The 24,089-nt window shown below is 45.7% G+C and carries 19 protein-coding genes; 8 read left to right on the top strand and 11 right to left on the bottom strand.

Annotated elements, in window-relative coordinates; genetic code table 11:
* Positions 1–80 precede the first annotated feature (80 nt).
* Entirely contained in the window at positions 81–1,547 is a 1,467-nt protein-coding gene (locus ACYVD4_RS23525; RefSeq protein WP_460949911.1) for a sigma-54-dependent transcriptional regulator, read from the bottom strand.
* Positions 1,548–1,627: 80 nt separating this feature from the next.
* Positions 1,628–2,008 (bottom strand): response regulator transcription factor, encoded by a 381-nt coding sequence (locus ACYVD4_RS23520; RefSeq protein ID WP_460949909.1) that lies wholly within the window; start codon positions 2,006–2,008, stop codon positions 1,628–1,630.
* Between the two features lie 463 nt (positions 2,009–2,471).
* On the opposite strand from ACYVD4_RS23520, the gene ACYVD4_RS23515 reads away from it, so the two are divergent.
* From ACYVD4_RS23515 to ACYVD4_RS23495, 5 genes are all read left to right on the top strand, one after another.
* Complete coding sequence (locus ACYVD4_RS23515) at positions 2,472–2,639, top strand: lmo0937 family membrane protein (protein ID WP_460949907.1); 168 nt, start codon at positions 2,472–2,474, stop codon at positions 2,637–2,639.
* 431 nt (positions 2,640–3,070) lie between these two features.
* The gene (locus tag ACYVD4_RS23510; protein WP_460949906.1) at positions 3,071–3,322 is read left to right on the top strand and encodes a YtxH domain-containing protein; all 252 of its coding nucleotides are present in this window, start codon (positions 3,071–3,073) and stop codon (positions 3,320–3,322) included.
* Between the two features lie 30 nt (positions 3,323–3,352).
* The gene (locus ACYVD4_RS23505) at positions 3,353–3,715 is read left to right on the top strand and encodes a YtxH domain-containing protein (RefSeq protein ID WP_460949904.1); all 363 of its coding nucleotides are present in this window, start codon (positions 3,353–3,355) and stop codon (positions 3,713–3,715) included.
* 211 nt (positions 3,716–3,926) lie between these two features.
* Positions 3,927–4,973 carry a sensor histidine kinase gene (locus ACYVD4_RS23500; RefSeq protein WP_460949903.1) on the top strand — a complete coding sequence of 349 codons (1,047 nt, stop codon included), beginning with the start codon at positions 3,927–3,929 and terminating at the stop codon, positions 4,971–4,973.
* Between the two features lie 20 nt (positions 4,974–4,993).
* The gene (locus tag ACYVD4_RS23495) at positions 4,994–5,782 is read left to right on the top strand and encodes a LytR/AlgR family response regulator transcription factor (protein WP_460949901.1); all 789 of its coding nucleotides are present in this window, start codon (positions 4,994–4,996) and stop codon (positions 5,780–5,782) included.
* 105 nt (positions 5,783–5,887) lie between these two features.
* Here the strand turns inward: ACYVD4_RS23495 and ACYVD4_RS23490 are convergent, their stop codons facing one another.
* From ACYVD4_RS23490 to ACYVD4_RS23480, 3 genes are all read right to left on the bottom strand, one after another.
* On the bottom strand, positions 5,888–6,430 hold the full coding sequence (locus tag ACYVD4_RS23490) for a DUF4833 domain-containing protein (RefSeq protein WP_460949899.1): 543 nt from the start codon (positions 6,428–6,430) through the stop codon (positions 5,888–5,890).
* A gap of 23 nt (positions 6,431–6,453) precedes the next feature.
* Positions 6,454–9,039: a DUF5686 and carboxypeptidase-like regulatory domain-containing protein gene (locus tag ACYVD4_RS23485; protein WP_460949897.1), complete on the bottom strand. Its 2,586-nt coding sequence runs from the start codon at positions 9,037–9,039 to the stop codon at positions 6,454–6,456.
* Between the two features lie 446 nt (positions 9,040–9,485).
* On the bottom strand, positions 9,486–12,167 hold the full coding sequence (locus ACYVD4_RS23480; RefSeq protein WP_460949895.1) for a sodium-translocating pyrophosphatase: 2,682 nt from the start codon (positions 12,165–12,167) through the stop codon (positions 9,486–9,488).
* 388 nt (positions 12,168–12,555) lie between these two features.
* Here ACYVD4_RS23480 and ACYVD4_RS23475 point away from each other — a divergent pair, with 388 nt between their 5' ends.
* On the top strand, positions 12,556–15,090 hold the full coding sequence (locus ACYVD4_RS23475) for a PIG-L family deacetylase (protein WP_460949894.1): 2,535 nt from the start codon (positions 12,556–12,558) through the stop codon (positions 15,088–15,090).
* An 80-nt stretch (positions 15,091–15,170) separates the two neighbouring features.
* On the opposite strand, the gene ACYVD4_RS23470 is transcribed toward ACYVD4_RS23475, so the two are convergent.
* Positions 15,171–15,515 (bottom strand): DUF4406 domain-containing protein, encoded by a 345-nt coding sequence (locus ACYVD4_RS23470; protein WP_460949893.1) that lies wholly within the window; start codon positions 15,513–15,515, stop codon positions 15,171–15,173.
* A gap of 1 nt (position 15,516) precedes the next feature.
* Positions 15,517–16,107, bottom strand: coding sequence for a GDP-mannose pyrophosphatase NudK (nudK, locus tag ACYVD4_RS23465; protein WP_460949891.1), 591 nt, complete (start codon positions 16,105–16,107; stop codon positions 15,517–15,519).
* A 54-nt stretch (positions 16,108–16,161) separates the two neighbouring features.
* Between nudK and ACYVD4_RS23460 the strand changes: the two genes are divergently transcribed.
* Positions 16,162–16,914, top strand: a complete 753-nt coding sequence (locus tag ACYVD4_RS23460) for a DeoR/GlpR family DNA-binding transcription regulator (protein WP_460949889.1) — start codon at positions 16,162–16,164, stop codon at positions 16,912–16,914.
* A 24-nt stretch (positions 16,915–16,938) separates the two neighbouring features.
* On the opposite strand, the gene ACYVD4_RS23455 is transcribed toward ACYVD4_RS23460, so the two are convergent.
* Genes ACYVD4_RS23455 through ACYVD4_RS23440 form a run of 4 tightly spaced genes read right to left on the bottom strand, consistent with a single transcriptional unit; the run spans position 16,939 to position 19,951 of the window.
* Positions 16,939–18,549: a Na+/H+ antiporter gene (locus ACYVD4_RS23455; protein WP_460949887.1), complete on the bottom strand. Its 1,611-nt coding sequence runs from the start codon at positions 18,547–18,549 to the stop codon at positions 16,939–16,941.
* A gap of 45 nt (positions 18,550–18,594) precedes the next feature.
* Positions 18,595–19,119: a class I SAM-dependent methyltransferase gene (locus ACYVD4_RS23450; protein WP_460949885.1), complete on the bottom strand. Its 525-nt coding sequence runs from the start codon at positions 19,117–19,119 to the stop codon at positions 18,595–18,597.
* Between the two features lie 56 nt (positions 19,120–19,175).
* Positions 19,176–19,598, bottom strand: a complete 423-nt coding sequence (locus tag ACYVD4_RS23445) for a nuclear transport factor 2-like protein (protein WP_460949884.1) — start codon at positions 19,596–19,598, stop codon at positions 19,176–19,178.
* Complete coding sequence (locus tag ACYVD4_RS23440; RefSeq protein WP_460949882.1) at positions 19,595–19,951, bottom strand: DoxX family protein; 357 nt, start codon at positions 19,949–19,951, stop codon at positions 19,595–19,597. The genes ACYVD4_RS23445 and ACYVD4_RS23440 overlap by 4 nt, the downstream gene beginning before the upstream one ends.
* Positions 19,952–20,195: 244 nt before the next feature.
* On the opposite strand from ACYVD4_RS23440, the gene ACYVD4_RS23435 reads away from it, so the two are divergent.
* On the top strand, positions 20,196–24,071 hold the full coding sequence (locus tag ACYVD4_RS23435) for a hydantoinase B/oxoprolinase family protein (protein WP_460949880.1): 3,876 nt from the start codon (positions 20,196–20,198) through the stop codon (positions 24,069–24,071).
* Positions 24,072–24,089: the final 18 nt, after the last annotated feature.

Below are 24,089 nucleotides of genomic sequence, written 5' to 3'. Positions count from 1 at the left end.
GAATGACAGAGTGGTTGAATGATTGAATAAAAATTTGGCCTTAGCCTATTCAATCATTCAACCACTCTGTCATTCAATTATTAAAGATGTATATCGTACGCTTTAAGCTTGTTATAAAGCGTTTTGCGGTCAATGTTAAGTACTTCGGCAGCTTTGGTTTTATTGTAACCCGTTTTTTCAAGTACTTTCAAAATAGCAATCCGTTCGGCATTTTCAGAAACCGATTTCAGATTAGCTGCCGACTGGCTAATAACCGGAATACCAGGCCGGGCCGGATCGTAATGAACCTGCACACTTGCCGAAAGTGTCTCATCAGATGTAAAATACTGCGGGGATATAATTTCCTGAGGTAATACGTCGGCTTCAATATATTCACCCTGAGAGAGTAGCACAGATCGTTTTACTACGTTCTGAAGTTCACGTAGGTTACCATGCCAGTAATACTCCTTGAGTTTCTCTTTTGCTTCGTCATCAAAGCCCAGAATATCCTTCTCCAGTTGCTGATTAGCCAGATCCAGAAAATGCTCAGCAAAAATCATAATATCGGCCTTACGTTCGCGAAGGGGCGACAGATGAAGTTCAAACTCGGCAATGCGGTGGTAGATATCCTCCCGGAATTTACCCTGCCGAACCGCTTCGCGCAAGTCTTCGTTGGTAGCCACAATAATCCGTACATCGACCGGAATATCCTGATTGCTACCAATCCGACGAATTTTACGCTCCTGTAACACACGTAGCAATTTTATCTGGTTGTCGTACGACAGATTGCCTATTTCGTCCAGAAAAATGGTACCACCATTAGCGTACTCAAAACTACCAGCCTTGTCGGCCATAGCACCCGTGAATGAGCCTTTTGTGTGCCCAAAAAGTTCGCTACCAGCCAATTCCTTACTCAGAGCACCACAGTCGATAGCCACGAATGCTTTGTCGGCTCGTTTGCTTTTGAGGTGAATAGCATTGGCAACGAATTCTTTTCCAGTACCTGTTTCGCCGGTAATGATAACCGACATATCAGTTGGCGCAATCAGATCGATATGTTTTTGAAGCTGTTCGGCAACTCGGCTTTTACCAAAAATAAATCGTTTACCTTCGGGTGCCAGCGCTGTTTTGTGGTGAGCTTTAGAAGAACTGGCTTTAGGAGTAGCCTCGGCGGGAGCAGTTTCTTTTGGCTTATTGAGCGACTGAAGCCGCCGTTCAAGTGCACCTTTAATTGTATAGAGTATCTCGTCGGGGTAAAGAGGTTTGGTTACATAGTCATAGGCTCCATGCTTTACAGTCTGCACGGCCACACGAACATCGGAATAACCAGTAATGATAATAACGGCTGTCGACGGATTCATGACTTTGATCCGACGTAGCATTTCAAGACCGTCAATATCGGGGAGTTTAAAATCGCAGATTACTAACTCGAAAGACTCTTTTCGCAACAATACAAGCGCATCTTCGCCCCGCTGTACTGATGCTGTTTTATATGCTTGTTTAGTCAGAAAACGCTCTAACAGCAGGCATATATCATTATTATCATCAACAATCAGAATTTTTTCCATGAAGTAGCTTGCTCAGACAAACTATGCTCAGCATTAATATAACGCAAGCGGAGCTGAAATAGCTGTATAAACAAAGTTACTCAAACCTGAACGGTTTGCAAAGCCATTTCAACAGAACGCCGGGTGAAGGGTTTACCGATAAAATAATCGGCTCCTTGCTCGGTTGCTCGTCGCCGTTCAGCCTGTCCATCAAAGGCACTGATCATGACAACTTTAGCCATTTCCTGTTTCTCTCTAATCGACGGCAGCAGGTCAAACCCAAGTCCGTCTGGCAGATTTAAATCAAGAAATATAGCATCAAATTGTTGCGATTGAAGCCATTGCCTGCCCTCCTCAATAAAATGAGCACAGGTTGGCTGGTACCCTAACCGACGTAGTAAACCCGACAGAAGTAGACAAATGTCGGCTTCATCGTCAACAATTAATACTCGTTTAGATACGGCTGTATTTGTAGTTGTCACGGTAACTGGTCTAAACTGCTGTCCTGCATTAGCCCTGATCATTGTTCTTAACACGGTGATAGCGTTTTCATATACGTTATCATTTCCTATATAAAATATAGTGCCGAAATCGTGTCATGACTACATATTAAGCGGTAAAAGTTGGTGAATACATCAATTACCCCCCAAAATCGATGTAACTACGTATTGCCGCCCTGCCCAAAAAGCAATTTACAATAAACCAGATTGAGCTATTTTTCTACAATGGTTCTACATGTGTAGAGATTTATCCACAATTTCAAACCCCATCTTTATCCATCACTATTCTATCGACAACAATCCTAACAATCATTTTAGGCTCATTTCCAAGCAAATAAGGCCATAGTGAAGTAATCAACCCGTATATCGCCGAAGTTGGCACAGATTTTTCTCCTTAAGTTGTCGAATGCGAGATAGTTAAATTCTGATTTACTCACGAACGAAAATGGGCAACCTTCTTTACACAATCGCCGTAGTGCTAATTATCATCTGGCTTCTCGGCTTTTTAGGTGTCTTAGGCACTGGAATCGGTAGTAGCAGTTTAATACATGTTCTATTAGTGATTGCAGTGATTGCCATACTCCTTCGCTTGATTCAGGGGCGTGGAGTTTAAAACTGTCAATACCAGATCGTTTCGATCTATGGTTATAGAAATTTCAGCGGGTCTTTTCCGCAAAAAAGTATTTTAGGTTAAGTACAAGTTACGGTGGGTACGGAATCCCTGCGCCAGATTGAGCGCGGGGATTTTTATTTGTGAGTTTTCAATAAAACAAAGCTGTTGAGTTCAGCACTTCTTGAACAAAGTTTGTGTTCAGACGTTACTTCCATATACATTCAACGTAATAAGTATGTACCAATTGAGTAAAACGTGGACGCCCTTGTAGAAAAAAATCCTCAACGGTAATGCCACCCTATCGCTGTCAATTACATAATAAATCACTAAATAACAGCCACTTACCTGAAATTTTGCGATAATGGTACAAAATTTTCTACAGGGTTGTTAATAGTGAATTGTAAAAAGTCAATCTATAAAGAAAAGAGACCATGAAATCATTACCAGGAGTTTTAGTCGGCTTAGCAGTAGGTGCTGTTATTGGTGTTCTACTCGCCCCGGAAAGTGGCAAAAAGACTCGAAAACGCATTGCGTCTGAATCAGACTCATTCTTTAAAGACCTTCAGGATCAATTACAAACCGGCTTAGACAGTATTAAGCAACAGTATAACGATTATGTTGATACAGCAACTGGCAAAGCGCAAGAGCTGGTTGGAGAGGCTAAACGGAAGGCTAAGCACTAATGCACCATCACTTAAAACCTATAAAAAACAATGAGAAGTACACGCGATTTTTTAGCAGGCATCCTAACTGGTATTGCCATCGGCATTCTAACAGCACCACGTAGCGGCAAAGAAACCCGTGAAAAATTGTCCGACGAAGCCAACAAACGTACTGGCGATCTGAAAGATCAATGGGAAAAAGGCGTTGCTCAGGTGAAGGACGGTTACGAACAGGCCAAATCGCAGGTTAATCAATACGCCGATAAAGCTAAAGACCAATACAGCCAGTATAAAGATCAGGCTCAAAACGCTTTAAGCAAAAGCAAAGATCAATATAACGACAAAGTAGATGAGTTAGCTCACAACGCTAAAGAAGGTGTTGACGATGCTAAATCGTCGGTAAAAGTGAATTAAGGAAGTACGTAGGTATTTCCCCAATTACTCAACGTTCATGAAAAAGAGATCCCCACCGGATGCGTCCGATGGGGATTATTTTTTGGTATGTATAGGCCTACTTAAACTGCGAAATAATACAGTTCAGTCTGCTTTCTACGCAAATCGACCTACTACGTCTTTCGGCAACGTAGTACTCGTGTTTATCTTTGATACACAAACCTATTGACTTGTGTCTTCACTGAAAATTGCGAACGATAGCTGGCTGCGCCTAAGTGGCATTAGCCTGCTTTGGTTAATAAATGCTCACTCATGTGGCCTTTTTATCAGACCAGTCGACCACACTACGTTCGGTTATGTTGTTGAGTTTCTATTACTTGTAACAGTTACCTGGGAAGTTCTTCGTTGGATACTGGTTCAGCTTCGCAGGTATTATCCAAATCTCTCCCAGACCCGCAACCGTATTCTTGTCAGTATTCTCCTATGTTGGATTGCATCTATCCTGATCGACTGGATAGATATGGTGATTGTAAACCAATTTACTATTCATAAACCTTATTTGCCGATCTCTTTCGCCAATACTATACCGGGCGCCTTACTTTTTAGTGTTGTTATAGTAGGTACTCAGGAATCTGTCTATTATTTCGGCCGGTTGCTCAAATCCGAAAAAGAAGCCGAAGCGTTAAAGAAAGAAAATCTGCAAACACAACTCGATAGTTTAAAACAGCAGGTTAATCCGCACTTTCTGTTCAATAGTTTGAATACCCTCTCCTACCTGATTGGCGATGACCCCGAAAAAGCCGAAGATTTTCTGAATGAACTCTGTAAAGTGTATCGCTACCTGCTACGTTCGAACGAGCATGAACTGACCGACTTAAGTACAGAGCTTCAGTTCATTCGGTCGTATTTTCACCTCCTGAAGACCCGCTACGGTGATAATCTTCAACTAACTATTGCCATAGATTCGTCGTTTGAAGCCTATCTGTTGCCATCTCTGACCCTGCAACTACTTATTGAAAATGCAGTAAAACACAACGTCATCGACAAACGGCAGCCGTTGCTAGTGGCTGTTTCGACGCATTCAGATGGGCATCTTACAGTAAAAAATAATCTCCAAAAGAAACCACAGCATTTGCCATCTACCAAAGTTGGGTTGCGCAACATTGCCACTAAATTTCAACTGCTCAATCAGGGTAACATTCTTATTCAGGAAACCAACGATACGTTTGCTGTCACAATTCCGCTCATCATGGCCGGAAATTTTAACCCTCGCTCCTGACTTCTTTAAACACTTCTCTTATGAAAATACTGATCGTTGAAGATGAAGATATGGCCGCCAAGAAATTAACGAAAACATTAGCGATTGTTGAACCAATGGCAACGGTAATGGGCGTTACAACCAGCGTCCGCGAAACCGTTGCCTGGCTTCGTGAGCATGAAATCAACGCCACTACGTTGCCCGATCTCATTCTGATGGATATTGAACTAGCTGATGGACAAAGTTTCCAGATTTTTGAGCAGACTAACGTAGCGGCCCCGGTCATTTTCACTACGTCATACGACGATTACGCTATTAAAGCCTTTAAAGTCAATAGCATCGACTATCTGCTTAAGCCTGTCCAGAAAGATGAGTTGAGAGCAGCTCTCGACAAATTTTCGAATCAATCTGTACGTTATCAGCCGATAAATACGGCCAATTCGGTAGGTAATTTAGTCAAAGAGCTACAGAAGCAACTTCAGCCAAAAGAATATCGGCATCGGTTTCTGGTTCAATACGCGTCGAAACTTATGTCGATTGATACCCAGCAAATTGCCTATTTTTTTACCGACAACCGCATGAATCAAATCCGAACCATCGACGGTAAAAAAATGATTGTCGATTACAGCCTCGACGAACTGGAAGAAATGCTCGATCCAAAGCAGTTTTTCCGTATAAGCCGCTCATTTCTAGTATCAATTACGAGTGTCGATCAGATTCAGACCTATTTTGGAAATAGGCTCGCCATAAAACTCAATCCGAATACTGACAAAGAAGTTGTTGTCAGCCGCGAAAAACTTACTCCTTTTAAAGAGTGGATGGGCAAATAAATGTTACGTTGTTCACGAAACAGCAAAGTGGCCAGAAAGCAATTTCCTGGCACACGTTGCACACAAACTTTCCGCCCTTTGCATTTCGATACGTAGTAACTCAATTCAGGGAATGATACGTTCGTAAACAGGCTGCCCCGTTTCGAGCGTTGTTCCAAACATATCGACATACGCGACGTGCGGAATCAGATGCGGTTTTGGATCGACCTGCACGAAGACCTTCCGTAAGCAGGCTTTTTGCCCATTTATCTGCATCATAGCCACAGGTTTTCCGTGGTGATACGTTATCTGAAGTGGGCGCTCCTGAAATGCGTGGAGACTTACATTATAAGTATTAGATGCCTGTTTGGCGGCTTTGTGCGTGTAGCCATAAGCCATTCGCCACTGCACCGACGATAAATCCTCACGCTGCCCCTTCTCAGCATAACGCATCCAGTACACATCTACCGGTTTCGTAGGGTCCAGTATACGGTCGGCGGTTAAACGAGCTTCGTAAATTACAGTATTCGCATCTTTGCTACGTTGCAGATAAAACAGTTGATTGGGCGATAGTGCCGGAGTCGGAAACAAATCTTTGACTGCTTGAGAAGGAATGCCTACACACATTAGTAAGCCTACAACCATTCCGATACTATGTTTTGTTCTCATAGTTATTGCTGATTACGTCTGATTTATAAGCTAAGCTGAAAAGATAATTTAATGGCAAATGGTGTTACGTGAGGAGCCTGGCGATACGTTAGCCGATGCAATGCTTCGATACGTACCGCTTTGAATATGTTTTCAAAACCATACCCAACTTCGGCATAAGGTACCTGTCCTAACGAATGAACATGAGGAATTTCCCGGCCAGTATGGTAATGACTGGCAATGAGGTTGCGATTGGTATCGCTCAATTGTCCCCACAAAACCTTGCCCGTCATAAACGAACGCCAACCCCACCGTCGAATCAAGGGCAGTCGATTGGTAATTAACCCTTCGAATTTGTGCTCTACAGCTACCGATACGTAGCGGTCACTTACAAACTCGGCGTAGTTCATCAGGTTAAACGCATTGCGATTATAGAACGGTGTTTGATTACCCAGATGGGCTTCAAGAAGCGGATACGGCAGTTTCGATGGACTATAGCCAGCTCGAACGGTGTATTGTGTACGGCCTAAAATGCCCCAACGTAGCGCATGGTCGAACTGGAGCTGCCATTTGTGATACGTTCCAATCCGGTTTCCCTGAAAAGCGGAATTTCCCAGTGTATAACGTAACGTAACAACAGGAGCCGTTTCGGTCGACCGACGACGCAGTCGCTTATTCGTGATACGCCGGGAAGGCAATCGCCCCGGAGCGTATCGGGTTTCAAGAAATACTTCATTGCTTTGAAGGTGCCGACCAAATGTGTTTGGCTGTGCCGAATCGTCGGTTTGGTCGATGGCAAACGGAAAGAGCGGATTCATAGACCGTAATCGTACGCCAACTGTCTGTGTAAAATCGGGGCCTAAATCCCGTTGAGCTGTCAATGCGGTTTCACGCTGGTAATACGCCTGACGGTATTTACCGAAACGACTTGTGAGTCGAAAAAATGAATTATCGATCAAGTCTTCCTGACGTAAACCCAGTTGCTCCAGTTCATAACTGTGTTTCAGCGATATAAGCGTTAAAGGTCGATGTTTGGGAATAAAATTAACCTCCCAGCCCGTTTTCCAGATTTTATCCCGAGTTCCATAAGCACCATAAGCCGACAGTTGCCAGTTGCGACTAAACTGATTATTTGTTTGTAAACCCAGCCGTAATCGATTGCCTTCAACCGAGTTACGCGCCCAGAGTGAATATAGCGAACCAATATCTACGCCCCGAAATAGTGGCAAATTTCCACCGTTGAGCAGAAACTGACCTACTTTGGTATAGGTTTTCACAACCGGCAGATTCCGAACCGTATCGAGCATGGCACGAGTTTGTTCAAACCGTTGCGACAAGTCCGACTGCTCACGCTGCGACGGCCAATAATCGGCAGATGCCTGTGCTCGATCTTCGGCAATTTCAATTTCTGTTACAAAAAAATCAACGTCTTTAGGTCGGTTTACGGTTGGCTGACGTACCGTTGTCAGGAAATCGACTGTAGCGCCGAATGTATGGCTTACCAACTCGCCAACCTGTGCTGTTACGTGCGTCGACTCGGGGAGCCATGCCTTTTCAGCATCGGACCCTATCTCATACGTCTGCTCAATATCAATCTGATTGATAAAGTTGATATTAGCTTCTTTGCCAACATGTGCCTCAATCTGAACCAGTGCATAGCTCAAGGTATCGATCCACATACGCCCCCGAAATACTAAATCACGTTCGTTTTTCGGGTCGAAATCAATGCCATAGCAGGTATGTTGCCCAATCTTCGACGTATCGGCCAGAAAATACGTATAAGCCGACCGGCCACCTTCGGCCAACGGCGAAACGAATTCTTTTTTAAACAGACTGACCTGATTTTTATAAAAGTTAAGTGTATTGAAACCGGCGCCCGTAAACTGTGCTACGTAGCTGTCGTCGGTAATGCCAACGCTGTTGATATTGGTCTTTAAAATCTGCTCTTTTGTACGGTGCGGATGTTGGCGGGCATACATGCGTGAAATTGTTTCGGACAGAAAAACAGGCAATTCGGCGGCTTTTTTACCACCTTGCTTCTGCTCGAGTGCCTGCAACACCGAACGTATTGGTTTACGTTGCCGGAAACGTTCGTCAAGTTGATTGATCGTAATAGCCAATTGGCTGTATGCTTCATATTCATACCCACGTAACTGACTGAAATCGTTCTGCTTACGATGATCGTGCACAGCGCGTAATAGGCGAAAAGCCGGATTCTCTCCTGCCCGAACAGTTACTTCGGTTAACATAGCTGCGGTAGCAACTAACGCTACGTTAGTGATCGACGTAGCAGCTACTTTAGCTGCCTGATAACCCATTGCCGACACCAACAACGTATCGGCGGGCAGACGTAGTGGAAGTTGGTAATTACCATCGACATCAGCCTGTGTACCAACAGATTTACCTTTCACAGCAATCGATGCAAAGGGTACGCCCTGCCCGGTGCTACGGTCTGTAATTTTGCCGGAGATAGTTATTGAACCAGTGGTCGACTGTCCTTGAACATTGGCTCTTGGCAAAAGACTTAGTAAAACTAAACCTAGGTAAATCGGGTGAAACAGGTGCGTCAGAATACCCGATATGAGCGGATGTTTGTGGGGCTTTTTGGCAGGAAGAGGAGATACATTCATCGTGTTCATGTTGCTTACGGAGCTTCATCATACGACTATGACCATTCAGAAGGCGTTTCCCCCTATGCGAAATCATTACCGAAGTAAATGTTCGTTTCTCAAAATCTAGGCGTATGAGTAGTTGTTTGGTTGTCATGCAGTTGCATTGACACTACAAACTTCTGGCTGTATGCTCACTCCACAAGTGGACTGATACCTGAACTAGCAATATCAGCCCCTCAACAGCCTGAATACCGACATGAATTGTATCGTGTCGGGTCCTCAAACCCGACACCACCGATATTCCGGCACTTAGTTACAACAACTCAATCAGGAAATTCAGGGATTTTCAGGCCGAACAATAATTTTCATTTAGATAGCTTCTCAGGAACACAACACGTAGCAAAAACAAAAGGTCGGTACTGAGCCGACCTTTTGTAAATACACTGGCGTAAAACCAGAATAGTCTATTTTTTCGTTACACGAATGGAAATACGGCGGTTCTGCGCCTTTCCTTCTTCAGTATCGTTTGAAGCAACCGGATGTTCCTGACCATACCCTTCGGCTTCGAGACGGCCTTTGTCGATACCCATTTTTTCGAGTTCAGCACGTACAGAATTAGCCCGATCCTGCGAGAGTTTGAGGTTGCTGGCGGCATTTCCTGTGTTGTCGGTATAGCCACCTAATTTGATATTTACAGCAGGATAAGCTTTCATTATTTCGGCAATATTTTTCAACTGCTCCTGCGATTGTGGCTCCAACGTAGCACTACCTGTTTGAAACAGCAGTCGGTCGAAATCGAACCAGGTTTCTTTATCAACGGGTTTATCGCCCTTGATAAAAGCCAGCAGTTTGTTCTCAACGCCAAATTCGGGAAGGTTCAGTTCAACGCCACTCGTCAATTTCTGAAGACTGAATTCACCAAGATTTGCGTTTGGCGTACTCACTTTATCGTTGTCGGCAGCCGTCGATTCTTCGAGTGGCAATTCAGTTCCAGCGGCTTCTTTACCTTCTACATTATAGCCCGGTGTTTCAGACGATTGCACAGCGATATACGGCGCAATAACCAGCGAAACAATAGACATCAGTTTAATAAGAATGTTCATCGATGGGCCCGACGTATCTTTGAATGGATCGCCGACCGTATCGCCCGTTACCGACGCTTTGTGTGGTTCCGATTTTTTGTAATACGTCTGTCCGTTAATTTCAACGCCTTTCTCGAACGATTTTTTGGCGTTGTCCCACGCACCACCGGCATTGTTCTGGAAAATACCCATCAGTACGCCCGAAACTGTTACGCCAGCCAATAAACCACCCAGCACTTCAGGCCCAAAGATGAACCCGAAAATAACTGGAACACTGAGAGCAATAGCGCCGGGAAGAATCATTTCCCGAATCGAAGCCTGGGTCGAAATAGCTACGCATTTTTCGTACTCAGGTTTAGCAGTTCCTTCCATAATACCCGGAATCTCGCGGAACTGACGGCGCACTTCTTCAACCATGCTCATAGCGGCACGGCCTACAGCGGCAATTGCCAGCGACGAGAAAATGAACGGAATCATGGCCCCTATAAACAGACCAGCCAGTACGTCGGCTTTATAAATATCGATAGACGAAATACCCGAAATACCCACGAAAGCCGCAAACAGGGCCAGTGCCGTTAAGGCAGCCGATGCAATAGCAAATCCTTTACCCGTAGCGGCTGTTGTGTTACCAACTGCATCCAGAATATCGGTACGTCCGCGAACTTCTTCGGGCAGATAACTCATTTCGGCAATCCCCCCCGCGTTATCAGCAATCGGGCCGAAAGCATCAATAGCCAACTGCATGGCCGTTGTAGCCATCATTCCAGCCGCCGAAATAGCCACGCCATATAGACCGGCAAAATGATACGATGTGTAAATACCAGCCGCCAGTACGATGATCGGCAACACCGTCGATTCCATACCTACCGACAGACCACCGATAATGTTGGTTGCAGCACCTGTAGCTGATTGCCGAATAATCGACATTACCGGACGACGGCCCATAGCGGTATAATATTCAGTGATCGACGATACCAGTGCGCCTACAACCAAACCCGTCAGTATAGCGTAGAATACATCCATACGCGTAAATTCTACACCCCGAATTTCCATCGTTATGTCAGGCAGAATAGCTCCAACCAAGAAGTAGGAAGAAATTACAGTCAGAATAATCGAACCCCAGTTACCGAGATTCAGCGCGCTTTGTACATTGCCATTATCGTCTTTGACTCGTACCAGATAGCAGGCAAGAATCGAGAAAATAAGACCCAGACCAGCAATCAAAATTGGTAGAACAATCGGAGCGTGCCCTGTGATGTTAGCAGTTTCCGGAATACGAATTTCGCGACCAAGTACCATCGTTGCCAGAATCGTTGCTACGTATGAGCCAAACAAATCGGCGCCCATTCCTGCTACGTCGCCTACGTTATCACCTACGTTATCGGCAATGGTAGCCGGGTTACGTGGGTCATCTTCCGGGATGCCCGCTTCAACTTTACCCACTAAGTCAGCACCTACGTCGGCAGCTTTAGTATAAATACCACCACCTACGCGGGCAAATAAGGCAATCGACTCGGCACCCAGCGAGAACCCTGCCAGTACTTCAAGCGCTTTTTCCATAGGCAATCCGTTCATGTCGCCCGAATCACCTACATATGCATTATAAAGTAGGATAAATAATACGCTCAGGCCCAATACAGCCAGCCCAGCCACGCCAATACCCATTACCGAACCACCTGTAAATGATACGTCCAGTGCGCGAGTCAGGCTCGTACGGGCTGCATGTGCGGTACGGACGTTGGCTTTGGTGGCAATTTTCATTCCGATATAACCAGCCAATGCCGACGTAAAAGCGCCGAAGGCAAAGGCAATACCGATAACCCAGGAAGAGTTTTCAACTTGTGAGCCAGCAAACGAAAGCAAAGCGCCTACAATGACTCCAAAGATGATAAGGACACGCCACTCGGCTTTAAGAAAGGCAATCGCACCGTCGGCAATGTATCCTGAAATTTCCTGCATTCGGGCATCACCAGCTTCCTGCCGCGACACCCAAACGAACTTGGCGAACATTACCGCCAAACCCACCAGCCCCAGAAATGGAACGATGTAGAGACTATTATTCATTGATTTCGAAAAGGTTTGAAAAAAAATAAATTATACTCCCCAAATATAGCCTTTGACAAGCCATACGCAACGTCATAGATCTTTTAGGTTGGCTTTTTTTGAGGTTTATTACGTTTTTTTTAGGAGTCAATGTGCCATTTTTGATATTTACGATAATAGCTAATACATAAAATCCTACAAGTAATATACTAGTACGTTATAAGATTTGCATCAAGACTATTTTAACGAAAATGGTTACGTTCAGCAAAGCGAACGATACGGCTGCTACTACTTGTTGCTCAACAAAATGGCATTACGCTCTCAAATTCAGCAAGAGGCAGACACCCCGTCGCGCAGTTTGTGCATAAATTGTAAATTTGTCAGTACACCTACCTAATCATTACAACCTGTGTCGTTTCCCAAATCTATTTCGGTTCTCTTTCTTGGTTTACTATTCGCAGGCGCTACGTTCGCTCAGGTGCCTTATGGCCCCATCAAACCCGTACCCTCCGGCGAAATTCTGTCGAATCTTAAAAAACTGAACGTGCTTGGTTCGGTCTTATACGTAGCAGCCCACCCCGACGATGAAAATACGCTCATGCTGGCTTATCTAGCCAAAGAACGACTCGTTCGAACAGGGTATCTGGCCCTGACCAGGGGCGATGGCGGCCAGAATCTTATCGGTGCCGAACAAGGCGAAAACATTGGTATCATTCGTACACAAGAGTTACTGGCCGCCCGGCGTGTCGATGGGCCTGATCAATTTTTTAGCCGTGCCTACGATTTTGGCTTTTCTAAATCGACCGATGAAGCGGTACGCACCTGGGGACAGGAAAAAGTACTTGCCGACGTAGTATGGGCCATTCGAAAATACCAGCCCGATGTAATTATTACTCGTTTCCCGCCCGATGCCCGCGCCGGTCACGGACATCACAGTGCGTCAGGATTTCTGGCCGAAGAAGCGTTTAAAATAGCGAACGACCCTAAGAAATTCCCGGAGCAGCTAGCCTTTGTAAAACCCTGGCAGGCAAAGCGTATACTTTGGAACGTATTCATTCCGGGAGCTTTTCTGAGCAATAAAAAACCCGACGAAGCTGGTAATTTGATTAGTATAGAAACCGGGCTGTATAATCCTTTACTCGGAAAATCTTATGGAGAGATTGCTGCCGAAAGCCGTAGCCAGCACAAAAGTCAGGGGTTTGGTGTAGCCGCCAATCGGGGTGCTCGTGTCGATTATTTATTGTTGAAGGGTGGCGATCCAGCTCAAAAAGACCTGCTCGACGGTGTCGATATTAGCTGGAAACGTATCAAAAATAGTGATGCCGTTCAGGCGCAGGTAAATCAGCTCATTACTACGTTCCGCCCCGACAATCCGGCCGCTTCGGTTGCTGCTCTGGTGCAGTTACATAAAGCCATTAGTCAACTAGATACGACCAGTCTTTACGTAAAAACCAAGCAACAGGAAGTGCAGACGCTTATTCAGCAATGCCTTGGTTTGTATTTCGAAGCCAATCCGGTTTCGTTTGCGGCAACCGCTGGCGAAACGATCCGAATCAACAGCAACGTAGTGTGCCGGACTGATGCTCCAATTCAACTCGTTGGTATTCGCTACGTTACCAGCGAATCGTCATTGAAAGATACTACGTTTCAACTGGCGCTTAAACCCAACGACGTAACGGTGCTACCAACGAGCTTGACCATTCCGAAAACGGCCAGAATCTCGCAACCTTACTGGCTCGAAAAACCAATGGAGAAAGGTCTGTTTCAAGTTGACAAACAGCAACTTATCGGTTTACCCGAAAATCCGCCTGCTATAACGGCCAGCTTTACGTTCGAGATTAACGGTCAGGCGTTTACTTTCAATCGTCCGGTTGTTTATAAAATGACCGACCCGGTCGATGGCGAAATTTATCGTCCGTTTATTATTCAACCAGCCGTAACAGCCAATCTGACGGAACGAGTCTATTCTTTTGCCGACAACTCTCCAAAAACAGGCGATATTATTCTGAAAGCGGGTCGGGCAAACGTAGCAGGAACGCTGAAAATCAACGCACCCGCAGGCTGGCGCATCGAACCGGCTTCGCAGAATTTTTCGTTAACCAATAAAGGCGATGAACAACGTTTGTCGTTCACGATTAAGCCGGAGGGACAAGCGCAGAGTGGTCCACTACGTGCCACGATGACTACCAGTGATGGCAGTACGTTTACCACAGGGCTGCGTCAGATTGCTTATCCGCACATTCCGACGCAAACGTTATTTCCACCCGCCGAGGCTAAACTCGTTAAGTTGGATATTAAAGTAACGGCTAAAAATGTAGGTTACATTGCCGGAGCTGGCGACGAAATACCAGCCGCTTTACAGCAGATGGGTTGCCGTGTTACGTTGCTTGGTCCTGCTGAATTAAGCGGAAATTTAAGTACTTACGATGCCATTGTTACCGGTGTTCGGGCCTATAATACCAATGAATATCTGTCGATTTATCAGTCAAAACTGATGGATTACGTCAAGAATGGCGGTACGCTGGTGGTTCAATACGTAACGCCGGGCAGTGGAGGATTCATTCAGAACGGACTGAAAGTAAATCAGATAGGCCCTTATCCATTTACAGTTGGCCGCGACCGCGTAACGGAAGAAGACGCTAAAGTGACGTTTTTGAACCCTCAACATCGTCTACTGACGTACCCAAATAAAATTACTGATGCCGACTTTTCGGGCTGGATTCAGGAACGTGGTCTGTATTTCGCGCAGGATTGGGACAAAAACTATACGCCCCTCTTCTCCATGAACGATCAGAACGAGGCCGCCAAAGAAGGAAGTCTGATTTATGCGCCTTACGGAAAAGGTCACTACGTATTTACCGGGCTGGTTTTCTTCCGCGAACTTCCTGCGGGTGTACCGGGTGCCTACCGTCTGTTCGCCAATTTGATTTCGGTGGGCAAGTGACCGTTGCGTTTTCTATAGCTATAGTGAAGTCGGGTTCTCAAACCCGACTTCACAGGCAAGAACCCGACATTAGTGTATGGTTAAAGTTCGTTTAACGACCAATACGTCTGTTTACCTTTTAATTCGGCCTGTTTCATCATTTCATCAGCTCCGGCCGAAGGGCCACCGATACGTAGCACAGCATCGCAATGATCGATTAAGCGAACGGCTACCGGATGAAAAATTTCGTTGAAAACAGCATCCCCGAGTTTTGTTGAACCGGCCTGCGCAATAAGTGGTAACGCGATCCACTCACCACAAATTGGCGTGTGCCCTTTACGATATACAGCTAGAGCAGCCTCCTCCATTCGGTGCATATTCTGGGCAATCAATTCTGGATCATCGTTCGTATTGGAACGATATGGACCGGCAATTAGAATTAGCATATTAGTTAATAGACGTAGCGTTAAGTTGTTGTAAGAGAAGATGTTGCAGCAACATAATTGTTTTACCATCCATTATTTCGCCACGTTCCATCATGGCAATGGCTTCGGCAAAGGGAATCTCCAGAATATCGATTTCCTCTTCTTCAACCCCGCCACCCGTGCTACGTTCGGTATCGGTTGTATACTGGGCAATGTAGAAAAATAGCTTTTCGGTCACCGAACCGGGGCTCATATAAGCTTCCATAACTTTCTCCACCGACTGAATCCGGTAACCCGTTTCTTCCTCAGTTTCGCGAATGATAGCCGTTTCCGGATCGTCGTTATCGAGCAAACCAGCGCAGGTTTCTATTAACATGCCCGACGAATTTCCATTTACAAAAGTCGGCAAACGAAACTGCCGCGTCAGAATCACATAATTGGTTTGTGGATTATGCAATAAAATTGTGGCACCATTTCCCCGATCATAGGCTTCGCGTTGCTGAGTCGACCATTGGCCATTTTTTCCGAGATACTTGAATGTAAATCGTTTCAGAATATACCAGTTGTCAGAAAGTAATTTCTCTTCGGTTATTTGTACGCGTTCGTTAGTCATTTGTTTATTTTTGTTAAATATTGTTTATTTTTGTTCAAAACAAATCAATTCAGCATGAATTTCCAAAATCGAAAGCGACTTATTGTGCAAACGGTAGAAGAACGAGGCTCAATAGACGTTCGGGAGCTGGCCAATTTGTTGCAAGCGTCGGAAATGACCGTTCGGCGAGATTTGGTTCAACTGGCGTCGATGGGGCTTATTTACCGCACGCGTGGCGGAGCCATGAAAGTCAGTTTAGCGGCTGATTCTCACAAGTTTGCCAATAAAACTGCCGTTAATGCCGAGCGCAAGGATCACATCTGTCAGTTGGCTGCTCAGGAGATTCAGGAAGGCGATATTATTTTTATGGACTGTGGCAGCACAGTATTCCGACTCTGTCAGTTCATCCGCAACAAACGGATTACGGTGGTTACCAATTCATTGCCGGTAATGGCCGAATTGATATCATCGGACGTTTCAATTAATCTGGTTGGTGGAGAAGTCGATAAGGAGCGGCAGGCCATTCATGGGCTGATAGCCGAAGAACACATGGCTCGTTATCGGGCCAATCGGGCGTTTATTGGTATTGATGGAATTTCGCTGGAGAATGGCCTGAGTGCCAATAGCGAAAAAGAAGCCAGTACGGCCATAACAATGGCTCGCCAGAGTGATAAAGTGTACTTACTCTGTGATTCGTCGAAACTCGAAACAACTAAATACCTTCACTTTGCTCCTCTCACTATGTTCGACGTATTAATTACCGATCAGGAAGCAAAGCCCGACGTAGTGACTTCCTATCGACAGGCTGGTGTTACGTTGATAAATTGATAACGTAACACCAGCCGGGCTTACTCAGTGACCGAGGCCGCTGATACGTACTTCATTCGTATCTAGCAGTAATTCAGCCTTTCTGATTTCCTCGTCGCTGAATAGTTTTTCCTTACGTATCTTAAAAAGCTCTTTACGTTGTAGGGCGTAAATATCGATCAGTACGTGGTTGAATAGCGTGATTTCGCCCTTCTCTATTTCATTACATTCCAGCGATGCCAGCCGTTGGTTCATCAATTGAGTCTGATGCTTTAGGTCTTTCTGGAAAAGATCAATCAGCTCATTATCAGACGATTCAAATTTATATTTTTCATTTATACGCTGCAGTGCTACGTTATTTAGTCGCAACTGAATCCCTAGTCGCTGTTCATCTTCGGGAATAATCAGGTCGATTTCCTTCATTTTGATAAGCTTGATGATAAACGGCAACGTCAGCCCCTGTACTACCAACGTAATGAAGATGACAACGAACGTAATGAATATGATCAGACTACGTAATGGAAAAGCGGGACCATTTTCAGACACTAATTCAGGAATTGACAAGGCCGTTGCCAGCGATACTACGCCACGCATACCAGCCCATCCCGTAAGCAGTGGTCCCTTCCATCCAGGCGATGACTCTTTACGAACAGATGCGCTCAATAATCGGGGAACATGGGTTGCCGGGAATACCCACAAAAAGCGCAACCCAATAATAATACCACTGATAATTAAGCCATATTTAATCCCATCGCCAATTGAGTAATCGCCCAGACCATCAATAATTGCGGGCAGGGTTAATCCAATCAGAATGAACACTAATGTATTCATCACAAAAATCATTGTCGTCCAGACGCCCAGCATATTCATTCGAGTGCTGCCCGTCTGAAACACTTCGTGCGAACGATAGGAAATGAACAATCCACCACTGACAACGGCCATCACACCCGAAAAATGAAATTGCTCGGCCGCCAGAAACAAAATATAGGGTGTCATAACCGTTAAAGCCGCGTCGATAGGCGGTGTGGTGGGCAGAAACCGATGAATAACATACATGACGTGTGCACCCGCCAACCCAACCACAACCCCCATTCCGGCTACTAAAAAGAATTGTCCGGTGGCTTCATGCATCGAAAACGAACCAGTCATTACGGCTGCTAGTGCAAACCGAAACACGATCAATGATGAGGCATCGTTTACCAAGCTTTCGCCCTCCAGAATGGTCATTAGACGTTTCGGAACAGGTAACCCTTTCATCACCGTAGCCGCAGCAACCGCATCCGGGGGCGACACAATGCCACCCAACAAAAAACCCAGTGCCAGCGTAAATCCCGGAATCAACACTACGCTGGAGTAAGCCACCACTGTCGACGTAAAGAACACCAGTCCAAAAGCCAGTAAAGCAATCGGACGTTTCCATTTCCAGAAATCATTCCAGGATGTGTACCAGGCAGCTTCGTATAAAAGAGGAGGGAGAAAAATCAGAAAGATAATATCCGGATCGAGGTGTAGCCGGGGAATACCGGGAATAAAGCTAATGCCCAGACCTGCCAGAACCAGAAATATGGGGTATGCAATTTTTATCCGCTGTGCCAGCATTACCAGCAGAAAAACGGAAAACAGTAAGCCAAGAATCAGTAAAAGTGTATGATGCATATAAACGCAATGGTATCAATAAACGCGAATAAACAGGATTGATAATTAAGTCTTTAACAAGGCTGCATACATATTTCCCTGCCGGTATGCCGATGGTCGTTCACCCAACTTTATGCTGTTAGTAAATCCTACTGCAGAAAACAATTGACCTAACTGACTGAACGTAATCGGATAAGGTACCCATTGATTCGAATGTGTTGTTTCATATTCAACAATCAATATGCTGGCTTCTTCAGAGACGTATTTTTCTAACTGGCTCAGAAAACGTGGTTTATCAGCAACGTAGTGTAATGCATTGGCCATCAGAACGCCATCCAGTTTAGGGAATTCAGGCAGATTCTTTTCAAAATCCGCCTGAATAAACTCAATCTTAACCGAATGTCCGACAGGAGCTTTCAGCTCATATTGCATCTGCTGGTCAACGGCATAAATTACACTTTCGTCGGGCAAAAACGAAGCCAGTGCCCGCGTAAATAATCCACTTCCACACCCCAGATCAGCCCAGACTTGTGGAACATCACCAGATATAGCTTCGGGCCCAATCAAATCGATTGCATCTTGTAACTGCATAAGAAAATCAGATTTTACGTAATACGTTTCTGCCCTTGAAACGCTACGTCAAGCTATTAGTTCGCCTGACCAATATCGAGTCGGTCGACTTTCCCGTCGGTGTTGAGGTGAAATTTAAAGTACGTTTTAAAATCACCCCAGCTTTCTGTATGAAATTTTCCGTAAATCAATTTCCCGTCATCTTCCACTTTGTCGATACTGGTAAATCGTTCGTGGCCGCAGGCTTCCTTCACAAATCGGCGAAAGTCGCGCGCGCTCCCATCGTCATATAGCTTCGCATCAGGCGTAAAAAACGATAGCCACTTCGTAGCGTCACCTGCTTGCCAGGCATCAAAAGCTGCTTTAACGGTGGAGTTGTTTAGTTTGCTGGTATCCATAGTAGTAGTGGTTTTTGTTACGTTATTCTTCGTTCTCGCTTGTCCATAAGCAACAACGTTCATCGAGCTCGCCATCAGCAGAATCAGTACTACGTTATTCATTTAAAACCATCTTTAAACGGATGCTGTAAATAAATGATAATCAGGTTCAACAACAGAAAAGGCAGTTCAACACCAACACCTTTGATGTCTTTATCGAGCAAATGGAAACAAATAATCAGCAGAATGGTAGCCGCCATCAAAAAGTTTCCACATACAAACGTTTTCGGAAAAATAATCAGTAACGCGCTGAGCAACGTAACAGCACCTAATACCGCTACGCCCGTTTTACTGAACTCCCATTTGCCGAACATTTCCAGCATCTCGGCTTTGCCCCATAGCATAGCCCAGCCCTGTTTGAAGCCCATATAAACGGCTACTAACATCAAAATCGAATTGATAATTTTAAGAATCATACGTAGTGAAAAAGGAGAAAATCTAGCAAAATTATTGTGTCTCTATGCGACTTTAACATACAAAACAATGCACTCAATAAATTGGCGCATCTGTCCTATTTTGTTTCAGAACCATTCTATTTTTCAGTAGACGAGTCATGAAATTGACTGTTGAAAATTTATTAATCATTCACAAAACTTCAGCCCGGAAACCAGGAATAGTTACCTTCATTGGCGATTTTTGCGCTAAATGACCGAATAGCCTATGTGGAAAATATGGATTGATACGGGCGGTACGTTTACCGACGGCCTTGCACTGGATACTGAAGGTAATTTACACAGAACGAAAGTACTCAGTAGTAGTCAGCTACGTGCCCAACTTGTTGATGGCAAATTGAACGCTCCCTGGCTTACGGCACCTATTTTTGATGGGTATCAACTCCGCATTATCGAGACCAATGAAGTTTTTACAATTTCTTCGCTCAAGTTAGACGGCACGCTGGAAATTAGTAACCCATTAGCTGGCCATAAATCATACACTGTCGAGCTTTTTACGGGTGAAGAAGCACCCATTCTGGCCACTCGTTTATTAACCCAAACGCCACTAAATCAGCCTTTCCCGAAACTTGAAATGCGGCTCGGAACCACCAAAGGTACCAATGCCCTACTCGAGCGAAAAGGCGGACGCGTTACATTGTTGGTAACAAAAGGATTCAAGGATTTGCTGACGATCGGGACACAGCAACGCCCGAATCTTTTTCAACTCGCCATTCCTCCTGCCGATATCCTTTACGATTCAGTACTGGAAGTAGACGAACGTATCGCTGCTGATGGTCAACCACTTACTACGTTATCTGGCGACACCATTGCTACGTTACTGGAAAATCTTCGGCAAGTCAAACCCGATGCCGTAGCCATTTCGCTAATGAACGCGTATCGAAATCCGATTCATGAACAAAAATTACGGTATGCCCTTACAGAAGCGGGTTTTCACTACGTAACAATTTCGTCCGATGTATCGACGGCTCCGCAATACGTAGCGCGCACGCAAACGGCGGTTGTCAATGCGTATCTAAACCCCGTCATGCGGTCTTATCTCAACAACGTTCAGCAACAATTAGGTGGTACATCGGAGGGGCAAACGGTACGTATCATGAGCAGTGCTGGCGGACTGGTTCGCGCCGATTTGTTTCAGCCGAAAGATAGTTTGCTGAGCGGCCCGGCTGGTGGCGTAATTGGTGCGGCTACGATAGCCAACAGCCAGCCAATTCTGACGCTCGATATGGGCGGCACCAGTACCGATGTAGCCCGTATTCAGCAGCAACCCGATTACCGATTCACGACAAAAATTGACTCATTCGATTTACAGCTTCCATCGTTGGCAATTGAAACCGTAGCGGCAGGTGGTGGGTCAATTTGCTGGTTTGAAGAACACGGTGCGGTACTCGCTGGTGCTACGTCGGGGCAGTTGCGCGTTGGCCCACATAGTGCCGGAGCCAATCCGGGGCCAGCCTGTTATGGTGTGGGAGGGCATGGTCAGCCGTTGCTGTTGACAATTACCGATGTAAATCTGCTATTAGGCAAACTGCATCCGAAACAGTTTGGCATCCCGGTTTTTCCTGAACGGGCGCAGGCTGAACTAGAAAGTATTATTGAAAAAATTACCACCCAAACTGGCAATCGTCCCGATGCGTCAGTCTTACTACGTGGTTTCGAACGTATTGCAAACGAGACGATGGCGGGTGCGATTCGAAAGATTTCAGTAGCGCAGGGATTCGATCCTAAAGATTATGCACTACTTGTTTTCGGTGGTGCAGGTGGCCTTCACGGATGCGCCATTGCCCGATTATTGGGTATGGAACAGATGCTGTTGCCCTTCGACGGCGGTTTGCTAAGTGCATACGGCATTGGTCAGGCCCAGATTGAACGAATGGCGGCTCAATCAGTGCTACGTCCGCTCGAAGATGTTGAGCACGAATTGCCGTCGTTAATTGACAAACTGATTCAGCAAGCCAAGCAAAACTTGCAGCAGGATATAGACAATGCTACGTCTATCAGCACAAAATCGGTATCAGTTTTTTTACGTTTAGCTGGTCAGGAAGCTACTGTCGACGTTCCGTTCAATAACCAGCTCAAAGCCGATTTTCAGAAAAAATACGAGCATTTATATGGCCATTATCCAGCCAATCGCGCTATTGAAGTTGAAAGTATTCGGGCAACGGTGAGCACAATAGATCAGCCGCGTATTACAACTGATGCGCCCGTTTCGCACCGGCACGTAGCACCAGCGTTTGAAACCGCTACGTATCCGGCTTATGACTGGATTCAGTTGCAGGAAGGCGATACATTTCGAGGACCGGCGTTGTTGTTGAATACTACGTCATCAGCATTTATCGAATCTGGTTGGCGGGCGATTGTACAGTCCAATAAGAACGTAATAGTAGATTATGTGCTGGATGAAGATGAAAATACCCCACCCCAAGCCCTGCCCCTAAAAACAGGCGCAGGGCTTGCCTCTGGAAGCTTTTTAAGCCCCTCCCCTGTTTTTAGGGGCAGGGGTTGGGGCGGGGTCGAAAACGAAGTAATTCAGCTTGAATTATTCACACAGCGTTTTCGGGCAATAGCCGAAGAAATGGGCGCTCAGTTGCAGCGAACGGCGTTTTCGGTTAACGTAAAAGAGCGGCTTGATTTCTCCTGCGCACTACTGAATCACAGAGCCGAACTCGTAGCCAATGCGCCCCATATTCCGGTGCATTTGGGCAGTTTGGGCATTTGCGCCCGATTGGTGCTTGAAAAACTACCGCTCGAACCGGGCGATGTTATCATCACAAATCACCCAAAATTTGGCGGTTCCCACCTCCCCGACGTTACGTTACTCAGTGGTGTTTTTACGGACGATAATCAGCTTATTGGCTACGTCATTAATCGGGCTCACCACGCCGAAATTGGGAGTAAAGTACCCGGTTCGATGCCGCCCGATGCTACGTCGCTGGCAGAAGAAGGCGTGGTGCTGGAGCCGCAATATGTAGTGAAAGCAGGCAAATTTTTGTGGGATAACAGTAGCGACAACGTAACAGATGGCATTGCTTCCCGTTTTACGGATTGCCGCTACCCTACCCGCGCGCTGGAAGAAAATCGGGCCGATATTGAAGCGGCTCTGGCATCGCTACGTGCCGGAGAAACTGCCCTGCAAAATCTGGTACGTCAATACGGCCTGTCGACTACGCATGAGTACATGGAACGACTACATCAATCGGCAACGAATGCAATTACAGGCGTTCTTGAACCGCTTGATGGACAGTCGTATCAGGCTGAAGAATCGCTCGACGATGGGCATTTCATTCGTGTAAAATTGACCATAAACAATGGACGTGCTACGTTCGATTTTACAGGCACATCAGATGTTCACCCAAACAATTTGAACGCGAATATTTCCATTTTATACAGTGCCGTACTGTATGTATTGCGATTGTGGTGCGGAAAAGATATTCCGCTCAATGAAGGTCTAATGGCTCCTGTTACGTTCGTTCTGCCCGATTCATCATTCCTCAATCCAATTTTCCCAGACGATTATAGTCAATGTCCGGCTGTGGTTGGTGGCAACACCGAAGTAAGCCAGCGGCTGGTCGATACGTTGTTGAAAGCGTTGGGGTTAGCCGCCTGTAGTCAGGGAACGATGAACAATTTTTTGTTCGGCAATTCGACCTTTGGCTATTACGAAACCATTGGTGGTGGCACAGGCGCTACGTTAGAGTCCGATGGACGCTCAGCAGTGCACCAGCACATGACCAACACCAAACTCACCGACCCCGAAGAGTTAGAACGGCGTTATCCGGTACGTTTACATCAGTTCGGTATACGTAGCAACTCGGGCGGTTCGGGAACGTGGCGCGGTGGCGATGGTATTACTCGCGAAATTGAGTTTCTGGAACCTGTTCAGGCTACGTTGCTAAGCCAGCATCGGGTTGTTGCGCCTTATGGCCTAGGCGGTGGCGAAGCGGGTAAAACAGGCCAGCAAACACTGATTTTTCCCGACGGTCGCGAAGATGTTTTACCCGGCATTTTCACACGAGCTATGCAACCCGGCGAACGGATACGTATCGAAACGCCGGGTGGTGGTGGCGTTGGTAGTTTACCTTAATTTTTACGACAAAAATTT

It is taken from the genome of Spirosoma daeguense (genome assembly GCF_054776875.1).
Note: the sequence above shows the minus strand (reverse complement) of the source record. Positions and strands in the feature narration are given on the sequence as shown.